At 64.0% G+C, this 13728-nt stretch carries 8 protein-coding genes and 1 pseudogene; 7 read left to right on the top strand and 2 right to left on the bottom strand.

What is annotated here, in order from left to right:
- Positions 1 to 15: 15 nt before the first annotated feature.
- Together GWE18_RS16760 and GWE18_RS16755 are read right to left on the bottom strand one after the other, a co-directional pair.
- Complete coding sequence (locus tag GWE18_RS16760; protein ID WP_275186808.1) at positions 16 to 912, bottom strand: DUF1365 domain-containing protein; 897 nt, start codon at positions 910 to 912, stop codon at positions 16 to 18.
- 2 nt (positions 913 to 914) lie between these two features.
- Positions 915 to 2228, bottom strand: a complete 1314-nt coding sequence (locus GWE18_RS16755) for an FAD-dependent oxidoreductase (RefSeq protein ID WP_275186807.1) — start codon at positions 2226 to 2228, stop codon at positions 915 to 917.
- A 453-nt stretch (positions 2229 to 2681) separates the two neighbouring features.
- Between GWE18_RS16755 and GWE18_RS16750 the strand changes: the two genes are divergently transcribed.
- From GWE18_RS16750 to GWE18_RS16720, 7 genes and pseudogenes are all read left to right on the top strand, one after another.
- Positions 2682 to 4121 (top strand): efflux transporter outer membrane subunit, encoded by a 1440-nt coding sequence (locus GWE18_RS16750; protein WP_275187001.1) that lies wholly within the window; start codon positions 2682 to 2684, stop codon positions 4119 to 4121.
- The gene (locus GWE18_RS16745; protein WP_275186806.1) at positions 4111 to 5514 is read left to right on the top strand and encodes an efflux RND transporter periplasmic adaptor subunit; all 1404 of its coding nucleotides are present in this window, start codon (positions 4111 to 4113) and stop codon (positions 5512 to 5514) included. Before GWE18_RS16750 ends, GWE18_RS16745 begins: the two co-directional genes overlap by 11 nt.
- Before the next feature lie 48 nt (positions 5515 to 5562).
- A complete protein-coding gene (locus GWE18_RS16740) occupies positions 5563 to 8712 on the top strand; it encodes an efflux RND transporter permease subunit (RefSeq protein ID WP_275186805.1) in 3150 nt (1049 codons plus the stop codon).
- On the top strand, positions 8713 to 11817 hold the full coding sequence (locus GWE18_RS16735) for an efflux RND transporter permease subunit (RefSeq protein ID WP_275186804.1): 3105 nt from the start codon (positions 8713 to 8715) through the stop codon (positions 11815 to 11817).
- Between the two features lie 34 nt (positions 11818 to 11851).
- Positions 11852 to 12580 (top strand): tRNA-uridine aminocarboxypropyltransferase, encoded by a 729-nt coding sequence (locus GWE18_RS16730; RefSeq protein WP_275186803.1) that lies wholly within the window; start codon positions 11852 to 11854, stop codon positions 12578 to 12580.
- 205 nt (positions 12581 to 12785) lie between these two features.
- Positions 12786 to 13265 (top strand): hypothetical protein, encoded by a 480-nt coding sequence (locus GWE18_RS16725; protein ID WP_275186802.1) that lies wholly within the window; start codon positions 12786 to 12788, stop codon positions 13263 to 13265.
- A gap of 267 nt (positions 13266 to 13532) precedes the next feature.
- Positions 13533 to 13728, top strand: a pseudogene (locus GWE18_RS16720) (IS5/IS1182 family transposase); the annotation flags it as partial.

The raw sequence follows: 13728 nt of genomic DNA, 5'->3' as shown, positions 1-13728 counted from the left end.
ATCCATCGAATGGGTTTACCCGGCCTCGCATGATCGATCGACCCTGCTTCGATCCTCGGCACGGGTGGACAACACCAGCGAAGTATAGTCGTTGCTTTTCGCACTCGCCAAGCCGGTATTGAGGGCGGCGTCCTTCCGCGGCACCGGCCGCGCGCCCTTGAGCCAGAGCCGCAGCGCTTCCCAGTAGATCGCCGCCATGACCTTTGGGGTCGCCAGCGGAAGGGCAAAGAAGGCACGCAACAACTCCTTCGTGCTGAGCGCGCGATGGCGGCCATTGAAAGTTGCAGCGAGCAGGGGTCCTTCGCGGTCGTTCTCGAGAATTCGTAGCTGGACGCGTTCGCCCGGCGGCACGATACGAAAATGATAGCGCATCGCCATTTCGACGAATGGTGAGACGTAGAACAGCTTGTCCTGTTGCTGCCGAACGCCGGCGGCGCTGATCTCTTCGGGCCGCACTGGAAGGACGTAGGGATGGATGGCGCCAAAGGTGTTGCGTACCTCATAGATCAGGAGCGCCAGTTCACCGCTTGCACGATAGCAGAAGTAGACGGAGAGAGGATTGAAAGTGTAGCCGAGCAGGCGGGGATAGCAGAGCAGCAGTACCCGCCCACCTGTGAGGTCGATGCCGCGCTCAACCGCGCAGCGCTGCGCGTGGGCGCGCAAGGATGATCCGTCACGCTTGCCATGGTCGGCCTCGTGGAAGCTATAGAGCGCCGCGCGGTTGACGCCGAACAGCGGCGACTGCCGGTCCGCGTCCGCCAGCCGGTCGAGATCGATCAAGAGGCTCATCACCCGGTAGCTGAAGCGATGGCCGATCGGCCTCAGCCGCACATGCATCACCTCGCCGATGTAAAGCGCGGCGGCCTCGGCAGGTGCGTCGGTTTTCCACGATCTGGTTGGCGTTGCTCGCATGACTATTCCGCAGCTTGCGCCAGTTCGGGCGGCGCTTCGCGCCATGGCGCCACCGCGCCGAGCGCCTCGGCGACCGCAAGGCCGGATCGCAATCCGTCCTCGTGGAATCCGTATCCGGTCCATGCGCCGCAGAACCAGGTGCGTCGCCGGCCCTGAATTTCAGGGAGGCGCTTCTGGGCGGCAAAGGCTGCGGCATTATATTGCGGATGCTCACAAAGGTATTTGCCGAAAGTCAACGCAGGATCGGGCGCCACCGGCGGGTTGAGGCTGACGAACAACGGCTTGTCGGGATCGATTCCCTGCAACTCGTTCATCCAGTAGGTCACGGAGACGTCGTTCTCGACGCTTCCCTGGCGCGGCCAGCGCAGGAAATTCCAGGAGGCCCAGGCGCGCCGGCGCTTCGGCATCAGGCTGGTATCGCGATGCAGATAGATCGTGTTGGGGAAATAGCCGATCGCACCCAGAATAGCGCGCTCGCGGTCGTCGGCATCCGACAGCATCGCCAGCGCCTGATCGCTGTGCGCAGCGAGCACGACGTGATCGTAAGTGGCGGTGTTGCCGTAGCTGTCGTGAATGACGACCCCGCGCGGGGTCCGCTCGATTCCCGTGACGGCACAGCCCAGCCTGATTCGGTCGCGGAATGAAGCGGTGAGCTTTTCGACATAGTGCCGGCTACCGCCCTTCACGGTTCGCCAGACCGGGCGGTCATAGTGCAGCAGGCGATGGTTGGCGAAGAAGGCGACGAAATTTTCGGCCGGGAAATCCAGCATCTCGCTCGATGGCGCCGACCAGATCGCAGCGCCCATCGGCGCCAGATAATCGGTCAACAGCCGCGGCGCAAAGTGACGCGTGCGGAAATATTCGCCGAGCGTCAGCCCGGCCAGTTTGCCTGCGGCGTAATCCTCGATGCTCTGCTGATTGAAGGTGAGGATATCGCGGAGCATCCAGAGATAGGAGGGCGACAACAGGTTGCGAGGCTGCGCGAATAGCCCGCGTGCAGTCTCGAACCAATTGTTGCCGCCGCCTTTCCATTCGAAGCGGCCGGTGTCGGCCGTCACCGCGAAGCTCATGCAGCTCTCGACGGTCTCGACGCCGAGATGGGCGAACAGCGCCGTCAGGTCGGGATAATTCAGTTCGTTGTAGACGATGAAGCCGATGTCAACCGCAAGCCGGGCGCCGTCATAGTCGATGCTGACGGTATGGCTGTGGCCACCTGGCCTGAGCTCGCGGTCATAAACGGTGACCGGATAATGTTTCGACAAGGTCCAGGCGGCGGCATTACCGCTGATTCCCGTCCCGACCACCGCGACTCGCATTCTTTACCCTCCATGGCACGCTGCGAGATACGGGGGGCTGTTCCCGGAGTTTCAAATCGGCCACAGGCGGGGACTCAGCTCGCGCGAGCGGCGGACGCGGGACGTCAGAACAGGGGAAAAACCTCAGAAAACCCCATGAAATCTTCGTAAGATTTCGGCGCCCCTGATGCGTCCCGACATCGCTCCAAGCCCTATAAAACAAGGGGAAGTGAGCACTTTTCTGGCTGTTTTGCGCGCCCGGACGGATGACCTGCGAAGGGCTGCGCGGGGCTGTGCGCGCCCCAGTCGCAAGGCTAGTATTGGGTTCGGATTCAGCGGAAGCATCACCCCCGTGAACGTATCGCAGGCCATCAGGAGAAGCGCTCGTCGTGCGCCGGGCCGGGATTTGCCCGGTGGAGAACGGGTGTGACCCAGCGAACTGCAACTGCTGCGATCGAAGATTGGCCTGCTCTCATTCCGGGCGGCAAGCGGCTAGCGCGATCGCTTGCGGTGCTTGGCCTCGTCGTCAGCTCCGCCGGCTGCATCCTGACCAAGGACCTTCCCGATCCCGCGCTCGACATCCCCGAAGGCTACAAGGCGGCTCGGCTTTCGAAGGCCGCGGACGCGCCGCCGGCGCTCGACTGGTGGCGTGGCTTCCGTTCCCGCGAGCTGACGGGCCTGATGGAGGAGGCGCAGACCGTCAATCTGGACATTGCGGCGGCCACCGCGCGATTCAGACAGGCCGATGCGCAGGCGCGAATCACGGGTGCGGCGCTGCTGCCTACCCTCAGCGGCAGCGGTTCGGAGAGTTATTCGCGCACCTCCGGCTCCAGCTCCAGCGGCCTGACCATTGGTGGCCGCGAGGTGGTCAACTATTCGGCCTCGCTCAGCGCCAGCTACGAGCTGGATTTCTGGGGCAAGAACCGCGATGCCGCGCAGGCGGCGGAGGAGACCTCCGTCGCCACCCGTTTCGACCGCGATGTCATCGCGCTGACCACGCTGACGACAGTCGCAAATGCCTATTTCCAGGTGCTCGCCGCGCAGGACCGGATCCGGACCGCTCAGCGCAACATCGCCAGTGCCGAGCGCATCCTCAATGCCATCAAGGAGCGGCTGACAGCCGGTACCGGCACCGACCTCGACGTCGCGCAGCAGGAGAGCGTGGTTGCCAACCAGCGCGCGCTGGTGCCGCCGCTACGGCAGACACTCGACCAGAACATCAATGCGCTGGCGACGCTGGTGTCGCGACCGCCGGAAGCGGTGCGCGTCACCGGCGGCTCGCTCAACCAGATCGCTGCACCGCGCGTCACGCCTGGCCTGCCGTCGGAATTGCTGACGCAACGGCCTGACATCCGCCGCCAGGAAGCGCAGCTCGCCTCGGCGACTGCCAATGTCGGCAGCGCCCGCGCGCAGTTTTTCCCGAGCATTCAATTGACCGGGCAGGGTGGCTATCAAAGTTCGGCGTTGTCGTCGCTGTTTCAGCCGCAAGCCGCGTTCTTCAGCATGGTCGGCAGCCTGACCCAGCCGATTTTCGACGGCGGCAGGATCCTCGGCAATTTCGAGTTCACCAAGGCGCGGCAGGACGAATTGCTGCAGACCTACCGCAAGACCGTGGTGCAGGCCTTTGCCGATGTCGACAATGCGTTGACATCGATCCGCCAGACCACGGAGCGGCTGCGGCTGCAGCGCCAGGTGGTGGCGGCATCGCGGCGGGCTTTCGAACTGTCCGAGCAGCAGTTGCGGGCCGGGACTGCCGATATCGTAACTGTGCTAAATACGCAGCAGACGTTGTTCCAGGCTGAAGATTTGCTGTGGCAGGCCCAATTGGCCCGGCTGCTCGCGATCGTCAGCCTCTATCAGGCGCTGGGGGGCGGCTGGGAGCCCAGGATGGAAAGGCCGGTCAATGCTCTTTAAGCCGGAGGTAAAGGACGACGCGAAAATAGCGAAAAAGCGCGTCGTGCGCGGCATTGGCCGGCGGATGGTATCGCTGACGATCACGCTGCTGATCCTCGGCGGCCTCGGCTATCTCGGCTGGACCGCCTTTCAGCAGAAGCCGGCGGGCCGCGGTGGCCCCGGCGCACGCCCCGACCTGCCGGTGCCGGTGCTGGCGGCGACGCCGCGGACGCAGGATGTGCCGGTTTATCTCGATGCGGTCGGCTCGGTCCGTGCGCTGAACACGGTGACGGTGCGCGCCCAGGTCGACGGCAAACTGATCAAGGTGAATTTCGTCGAGGGCCAGGACGTCAAGCAGGGCGACGTGCTGGCCGAGATCGACCCCGTGATCTACCAGGCCCAGTACGATCAGGCGGTGGCCAAGAAGGCCCAGGACGAAGCGCTGCTTGCCAACCAGAAGCTCGACCTGGCGCGCTATCAGCAGCTCGCCGCGTCGAATGCCGGCTCCAAGCAACAGGCCGATACGCAGCGCTCGGTGGTCGCCCAGCAGGAAGCGCTGGTGCAGGCCGATCAGGCCGCGATCGACAATGCGCGCGCGATGCTCGGCTATACCAAGGTCATCGCGCCGCTGACGGGGCGCGCCGGCCTGCGCCAGGTCGACCAGGGCAACATCATCCGCGCGTCGGACGTAACCGGCCTCGCCATCATCACCCAGTTGCAGCCGATCGCGGTGCAGTTCAGCCTGCCGCAGCAGCAGATCGTGCGGGTCAACGCCGCCGCTGCCAACGGCGCGCTTTCAGTGGATGTGTTCGGCAATGACGGCGTCACCGTGATCGATACCGGGACGCTGAAAGGTATCGACAACCAGGTCGATCCGACCACCGGCACGCTGAAGCTGAAGGCCGAATTTCCGAATGCCAAGTTCCAGCTCTGGCCGGGACAGTTCGTCAATGTGCGGCTGAAGGTCGAAACGCTGGAGAAGGCGATCGTGGTGCCGGCGTCGGCCGTGCAGCGTGGCCCTATCGGCACGTTCAGCTATGTGATCGGCCCCGACAATGTCGCGACCGCGAAGCCGGTCGTCGTGACCCAGCAGAACGAGAACGACGCCGTGATCGCAAGCGGCCTTTCGACCTCCGACCGCGTCGTGACCACAGGCTTTGCCAATCTGTCCGACGGCGCCAAAGTCTTCATAGGCACCGCCGACCGGGCGCCGACCGCCGATCTGGCTCCGCGCAAGCGCAGCCGTTCGCCGGACGCCAAGGGAGATTCCAAGGGCGGTCAAGCCAAGGACGACGGGCAAGGCAAGGACGGCGAGCGCCGCGGCAAGCGCGAGCGCGGCGAGGGCGATCAGAAGGGACAAACCGGCCCGGCACCAGCCGAGCCGTCGGGCGGCGCTGCGAAGTCGCAGCCATGATCGACGCGCCGCACGCCTGAAAATGAATTCGCAAGTGAGGACGCAACCATGAGCGTCTCCGAACCGTTCATCCGCCGGCCGATCGCGACCTCAATGCTCGGGATCGCGCTGATGATCGGTGGCGCGCTCGGCTATTGGGCGCTGCCGGTATCGGCGCTGCCGCAGGTCGATTTTCCGACCGTGCAGGTGACGACGCAACTGCCGGGCGCAAGCCCCGACGTAGTCGCGTCCCTGATCACGGCGCCGCTGGAGCGCCAGCTCGGGCAGATTCCATCGCTGTCGTCGATGCAGTCGACCTCTTCGTTCGGCGTCAGCCAGATTTCGCTGCAGTTCGACCTCAACCGCGACATCGACGGCGCCACCCAGGACGTCCAGGCCGCGATCAACGCCGCCGCCGGTATCCTGCCAAGAAACCTGCCGTATCCACCGACCTACGCCAAGGTCAATCCGGCCGATGCGCCGGTCCTGACGCTGGCGCTGACGTCGGAGACGATTTCGCTGCGCGCGATGAGCGATATCGCCGATACGATCCTGGGACAGCGGCTCAGCCAGATTTCCGGCGTCGGGCGCGTTGCGATACTGGGTGGACTCAAGCCCGCGGTGCGGGTGCAGGCCGATCTGGCGCGGCTCGCCGCCTACGGCATTTCGATGGAGGACCTGCGCAACGCCATCGCGGGCGCCAACGTCTCGGGGCCGAAGGGATCGCTCGACGGCGCGCAACAGGCCTACACCATTGCCGCCAACGACCAGATCGCGGTGGCCGAGGCCTACAAGCCGATCATCATCGCCTATCGCAACGGCTCGCCTGTCACCATTGGCGACGTTGCGATCATCGTCGACGGGCTGGAGAACGATCGCACCGGCGGCTGGTATCAGGGCACGCCGGCCGTGATCATCGACATCCAGCGGCAACCCGGCGCCAACGTGATCGACGTGGTCCGGCAGATCCGTGAGGAAATTCCCAAGGTCCAGCGCGCGATCCCGGCCGGCGTCAATCTGAACATCGTCTCGGACCGGACTGTCACCATTCGCGCCTCGGTGCGGGACGTGCAGTTCACGCTGATTCTAAGCGTGGTGCTGGTCACGCTGGTGGTGCTGTTGTTCCTGCGATCGCTTCGCGCCACCCTGATCGCCGGCGTGGCGCTGCCGCTGTCGCTGATCACAAGCTTCGGCATCATGTACTTTTGCGGCTTCAGCCTCGACAATCTGTCGCTGATGGCGCTGACGATCGGCACCGGTTTCGTGGTCGACGACGCCATCGTCATGATCGAGAACATCGTCCGCCACATGGAGAACGGCGAATCCGTGATGGAGGCGTCGCTGAAGGGCGCCAGCGAGATCGGCTTCACCGTCATCTCGCTGACGGTATCGCTGATCGCGGTCTTCATCCCGCTTCTCTTCATGTCCGGACTGGTCGGGCGCATGTTCCGCGAATTCGCGCTGACGCTGACAATTGCGGTCGTGACTTCGGCGATCGTGTCGCTGACGCTGACGCCGATGATGTGCTCGCGGCTCTTGAAGCATGTCGGCGAGGAGATGACGGTTCCGGGGCTTGCCGCTGTCAGCCGCTTCATCGACCGCATGGTCGCTCTCTACCATCGCACGCTGCTGTGGGTGCTGCAGCGCCAGCGCGCGACGCTGGTGGTAACGTTCGCCACCATCGTTGCCACGTTGGTCATGTATGTGATCGCGCCGAAAGGTTTCCTACCGCTGCAGGACACCGCGTCGATCACGGCGGTGACCGAGGCCGGTCCCGACGTGTCGTTTGCCGAGATGCAAAGCCGACAGGCGATGGCGGCGGCCGCAATCCAGGCCGATCCCGACGTCGTCGGCGTGGTCTCCGTGATCGGGGCAGGCTCGGTCAACCCGACCACCAATGTCGGGCGTCTGGTGATGACGTTGCGGCCGCGCGGCGAGCGGCAGGATGATATTTCCGTCGTGGTCGACCGGCTGAAGCAACGGACCGCGTCGATCCCCGGCATGACCATTTATTTCCAGCCGGTGCAGGACGTACAGATCTCGACCCAGTCGAGCCGCTCGCAGTACCAGTATACGCTGACCGGCACCGATGCGGCGCAGGTCTCGCTGTGGTCGCAGAAGCTCATCGCCGAAATGCGCCGGGATCCGCTGTTCCGCGACGTCTCATCGGAAGCGCAGGAGGGCGGTTTGCGCGCCGCGCTCGACATCAATCGCCAGCGCGCGGGCCAGCTCGGGGTCAGCCTCCAGGCGGTCAACGACACCCTCAACGACGCCTTTGCGCAGCGCCAGATTTCGACCATCTACGGCCAGGCCAACCAGTATCGCGTGGTGCTGGAGGCGATGCCAATGTACCAGCGCGATCCGTCGATCCTGTCAAAGCTCTATCTGCCGGGGGCCGCGAGTACTACTGCAGGCGCGCCCGGCGCGCAGGTGCCGCTGTCGGCGGTGGCGACGTTGACCCGCACCACCGCGCCGCTGGCGATTTCCCATCTTGCGCAGTTTCCAGCGGTGTCGCTCAGTTTCAACCTCGCGCCCGGTGAGGCGCTGGGCGATGCCGTCGAGGCGGTCAAGAAGATCGAGACCAGGATCGGCATGCCCGGCAGCATCGTCGGCGTCTACGCGGGCGACGCAGCCGAGTTCTCGAAATCGCTGGCCGGCCAGCCCTGGCTGATTCTGGCGGCGATCGTCACCATCTACATCGTGCTTGGCGTGCTCTACGAGAGCTACATTCACCCGATCACCATTCTCTCGACGCTGCCGTCCGCAGGCGTTGGCGCCATACTGGCGCTGATGCTGTTCGGTCAGGACCTGTCGGTGATCGGCCTGATCGGCATCATTCTGTTGATGGGCATCGTCAAGAAGAACGCGATCATGATGATCGATTTCGCGCTGGAGGCGGAGCGGCATCAAGGCATGTCGCCCTCTGACGCGATCGTGCAGGCGTGCCTGTTGCGCTTCCGCCCGATCATGATGACGACGCTGGCCGCGCTGTTCGGCGCGCTGCCGCTGGCGGTCGAAAGCGGCACCGGCGCCGAATTGCGCTTCCCGCTCGGCATTTCCATCATCGGCGGCTTGCTGCTGAGCCAGTTGCTGACGCTCTACACGACGCCGGTCATCTATCTGGCGCTTGATCGGATCAATCGGAAAATCGAGAAGGCCGTTCCGGACCCAGGACCTCCCGGGCCGACGGTTGCCGGCGCGACCGAGGGGATGCAATAGATGGCATCGATCTCGGAGCCCTTCATCCGCCGGCCGGTAGGCACCACGCTGCTGGCAATCGGGCTCTTTCTGGTCGGCATCGTCGCCTATGTCTTCCTGCCCGTCTCGGCGGTTCCCAATGTCGACTTCCCGATGATCCGGGTATCCGCCACGCGTCCCGGTGCGGATCCTTCCGTCATGGCGTCGACCGTCGCCGCGCCGCTCGAACGCCGGCTTGGCCAGATCGCGGGCCTCGATCGGATCACCTCGACCAGCTCGCTTGGCACCACAAGCATCCAGCTTCAATTCTCGATCGGCCGCGACATCGACCGCGCCGCGCGCGATGTGCAGGCCGCGATCAACGCGTCGCTGGCGGACCTGCCGAGCGACCTGCCGTCGCTGCCGCGCTTCCGTAAAGCCAACCCGGCGGCTGCGCCAGTGTTCGTGCTGGCGCTGACATCGAAGACGCTGACGACCAGCGCGATGTACGACGTTGCCGATACCGTGATCGCGCAGCGCATCTCGCAGGTGCCGGGCGTCGGCGAAGTCAATGTCACCGGCGCCGACCAGCCGGCGGTACGGATTGCGCTGAACCCGGTGGCGCTGTCGAATGCCGGGATTGCCACCGACGACGTGCGGCTCGCCATCATCAACGCCAATCCGCTGGGGCCGGTCGGGATTTTCAACGGCGGCCGCCAGAGCGAGACGATCTCGACCAACAAGCAGATGCGTACCGCGGCCGAGTTTCGCGACATCATCATCAAGAGCTCGGCCGGCAATTTCGTCCGCCTCGCCGATGTCGCCGAGGTCGAGGATTCCGTCCGCAACAGCCGCTCGATTGCCTGGTTCAACAAGCAGCCGGCGGTCCTGATCCAGATCACCAAGCAGGGCGACGCCAACGTGATCGATACTGTCGATCGGGTGAGGGCGCTGCTGCCGGAACTGAAGCAGTGGTTGCCCGGCGGGGTGGAAATTTCGACGCTCGTCGATCGCACCGGCACCATCCGCGCCAGCGTGCTCGACATGCAGTTCACGCTGCTGGCGACCGCCTTCCTGGTGATGGTGGTGGTGTTTGCGTTCCTGCGGCGGCTGACGCCGACGATCGCGGCCGGCGTCTCGGTGCCGCTGGCGCTGGCCGGCACCTGCGCCGGCATGTGGCTCGCCGGGTTCTCGATCGACAATCTGTCGCTGATGGCGCTTGCGATCTCCGTCGGCTTCGTGGTCGACGACGCCATCGTCATGATCGAGAACATGTACCGCAACCTCGAGCAAGGCATGGCGCCTTATCCGGCGGCGCTGGAGGGCGCCAAGCAGATCGGCTTTACCGTGCTGTCGATCAGCCTGTCGCTGATCGCGGCCTTTACGCCGCTGATCTTCATGGACGGGATCGTCGGCCGGCTGCTCCGCGAGTTCTCGCTGACGCTGACCTTTGCCATCGTGGTGTCGACCGTGGTCTCGCTCACGATCACGCCGATGATCTGCGCGCATTACATCAAGGAAGCCACCTCCGACCGTGCGACCTGGTTAGACCGTCTGGTCGAAGGCACGCTGTCGCGCATCGTTTCCTTCTACACCTGGACGCTGCGGGCGGTGCTGGGGTTCCCGTTTCTGACGCTGGTCGTGTTCTTTGCGACGATCGCGCTGACAGTGGTGCTCTATATCAAGATCCCGAAAGGCTATTTTCCGACTGACGACAGTGGCCTCGTGATCGGCGCCACGCGCGCTTCGCCCGACACCTCGTTCCAGGCGATGCTTGGACTGCAGCAGCAACTGGCCGACATCGTGATGGCCGATCCGGCGGTCGCCGGTGTCGGCTCTTCGCTCGGCGGCAGCGCCGGTCCGGGCGGTGGCGGCTCCAACCGCGGCACCATGTTCATCAGCCTGAAGCCGCCGGAGGAGCGGGCAGGCATGTCGACCGAGCAGGTGATCGATCGCCTGCGGCGGAATCTCTACCGGGTCGCCGGCATCCGCCTGTTCATGTTCGCCGCGCAGGACATCCGTACCGGCGGCCGGCAGAGCGATTCCGATTATCAATATACGTTGTCGAGCACCAACCTCGACCTGCTGCAGAAATGGGCGCCGCTGGTTGCCAAGCGCATGGAGACGGTGGAGGGCATCACCGACATTTCCAGCGATCGTGACCCCGGCGGGCTGCAATTGTCGCTGGTGATCGACCGCAAGACCGCTTCGAGCCTTGGCGTTCGCGTCCAGGATATCGACAACGCCCTGAACAACGCGTTCGCGCAGCGGCAGATCTCGATCATCTATACCCAGCGCAACCAGTACATGGTGGTGCTCGAGATCGATCCGAAATTCCAGAGCGACCCTTCCAATCTGGAGCGCATCTTCGTGGCCGGCGCCAACGACGCCCAGGTGCCGCTATCGGCCTTGGTGCGCTACCAGCGTGGTCTGTCGCCGCTCGCGGTATTTCACTCGCAATCGTTTCCCTCGACGACGGTCTCGTTCAACCTTCTGCCCAACGTGCCGCTGGAGGTCGCGACCTCGAACATCCAGCGCGCTATCGAGGAACTGCACATGCCGGAAGGCATCCGCGGCAGTTTCGACGGCAATGCCGGCGATTTCAACAAGACCAGCGGGCGGCAACCGCTTCTGATCCTCGGCGCGCTGGTGGCGATGTATATCGTGCTCGGCGTGCTCTACGAGAGTCTTGCGCACCCGATCACGATCATCTCGACCCTGCCGTCGGCAGGCCTCGGCGCGCTGCTGGCGCTGCAGGTGACCAACACGCCGCTGACGGTGATCGCCTTTGTCGGCATCATTCTGTTGATCGGCATCGTAAAGAAGAACGGCATCATGATGGTCGATTTCGCGCTCGATGCCGAGCGTCACCGCGGCATGTCGTCGGCGGACGCGATCTTCGAGGCGTGCCGCGCCCGCTTCCGGCCGATCCTGATGACGACGATGGCGGCCCTGTTTGCCGGCATTCCGCTGGTCATTGCCACAGGCCCCGGCACCGAGCTGCGCCGGCCGCTCGGCATCACCATCATCGGCGGACTGTTTGTTTCGCAGATCCTGACGCTCTACACGACGCCGGTGATCTACCTCTTGATCGACCGGCTGCGGCAGCGATCCCGGCCGGCCGCGATCGCCGCGCCCGCCGAATAGTTGAATTACTGGCCACGAAGCGTATAGCGGGCGGATGTCAGAACAATCCACCCCCCAGGCCGGCGCCATTGAGGCGGTCGCGGACTGCCCGCATTGCGGCAAGCCGCTGCCGCTCTGCATCTGCGACAGCGTTACGCCGATCGAAAGCAAGATCTCGCTGTTGATCCTGCAGCACCCGCAGGAGCAGGACAGGGCGCTCGGCACCGCGCGGCTGACCGCGATGCATTTCAAGGACGCGGTCGTCAAAATTGGCCTGTCCTGGCCAAGCCTCTCCAAGGCGCTGGGACGGACGGTCCACGATCCCTCGCGCTGGGCGGTGCTTTATCTCGGTTCGGCCAAGGTCAGCGATCTCGAGACCGATGCCGAGATCGTGGCAATCAACCGCAAGGGCGAAGTCGAGCCGCACCAGCGCGCCATCCTCTCCGACATCGAAGGCATCGTGCTGCTTGACGGAACCTGGAGCCAGGCCAAGGCGCTATGGTGGCGCAACGCCTGGATGCTGAAGTGCCAGCGGGTCATTCTGGGTCCAAAGCGACCGTCGCGTTACGGCAAGCTCCGCAAGGAGCCGCGCCGCGACGGCCTCTCGACGATCGAGGCCGCCGGCCTGCTGCTGGCCGCGCTCGAGAAGCGGCCTGAGATAGCGGAAGCGCTCAACGCAAGCTTTGACCGCATGCTGGCACGCTATCGGGAAGTGCAAGCCGATATGCCGGAACTCGCCCCCAAGCCGAAGAAACGGGATTATCGCCGTCGCAAGCGCGGCTAACTCCGGCTTTCAAGGAAAAGCTGCATCGATGAGGCTGGTGCATCTCGAATTGCGCAGAGTCGCGCCGCTAGCCGTCATGACTGAGCCGCTAACGCGCCGGTTCCAATGTCGGATTCAAGACATAGCGGGCTGTGGACAGTGATGACATCACCCTTGACGGTGGATAAATTCCCTATTCTCCGCGTAACAATTTGGAGCTTAGTCGATGACTTTAAGCACAGAAATTCTCACGCGCTCTCCATTACTCGGCGCTGACGATATCGAAGGAGAAATCGGCAACCTCATCCACAGCGCCCGGCGAGGGCCCGGCATCCGCGCCGTAACCAACGGCAGTGATCGCCCGTTGCCAAACGGTCCGATGCCCGACTACGTCGAGCACAAGGAAGGCGTCAACCAGGTCGGCAAACTCTCCGCCGAAGCCGTGGTCCGCGAATACGAGGCGGCGGTGAAAGAGATCGAGGCTCTCGGTGCGGAACTGTCCGAGGCCGCCAAAAAATGTGAGGCGATGGTTGCCGGCGTTCACGCCATGGTCGGCGAAATCAAGGAATTGGCGGCCAACTATCGGGAGGAAGGCAAGCGCTACTTCCTCCAGATCGAGGATTGTTCGCTGATGACATCCGAAGTTCGCACCGTCTGCGAGGCGCTTAAAAAGAAAATTGCCGCAGGTGGTGGTCTCCCCGCCTGATGTTCCGGCTATGGCCGGTCCTGCTGGTGGCGGCGCCGTTCGTCGTCGCGGCCATCAGCAGAGCATTCTAATCTTATTGCGTCATAAGCCCCTCATGGTGAGGAGCGCGAAGCGCGTCTCGAACCATGAGGCCCCGTCTGTGGCCTACATCCTTCGAGACGCCCGCTGCGCGGGCTTCTCAGAGGCTGTGAATCTTTGTGCACGATTAGGATTGAATTTGCACGCGCGGAGTGATTCCTGCTGCTGTACTGTCGGAGAGGTGCAGCGATGTCTGGCGACGAACTCTTTGCCGATCTACCGGTACAAACAGATGGGCGGGTGACCGATCCGGGACAGCCACGGATGCGGGAACCGGTACGCGATCAGATCGAGCTTCGGGCAGTCGATCTGGAGGCGCTGGTGGCCGCCGATCATCCGGTCCGGGTGATCTGGGCTTACGTCGAGAAACTTGATCTGCGCGAGC

The sequence above is a fragment of the Bradyrhizobium sp. CSA112 genome (genome assembly GCF_029051645.1).
Taxonomy (GTDB): domain Bacteria; phylum Pseudomonadota; class Alphaproteobacteria; order Rhizobiales; family Xanthobacteraceae; genus Bradyrhizobium.
The sequence above is the reverse complement of the archived record's forward strand: the minus strand, read 5'-3'. Positions and strand labels throughout refer to the sequence as shown.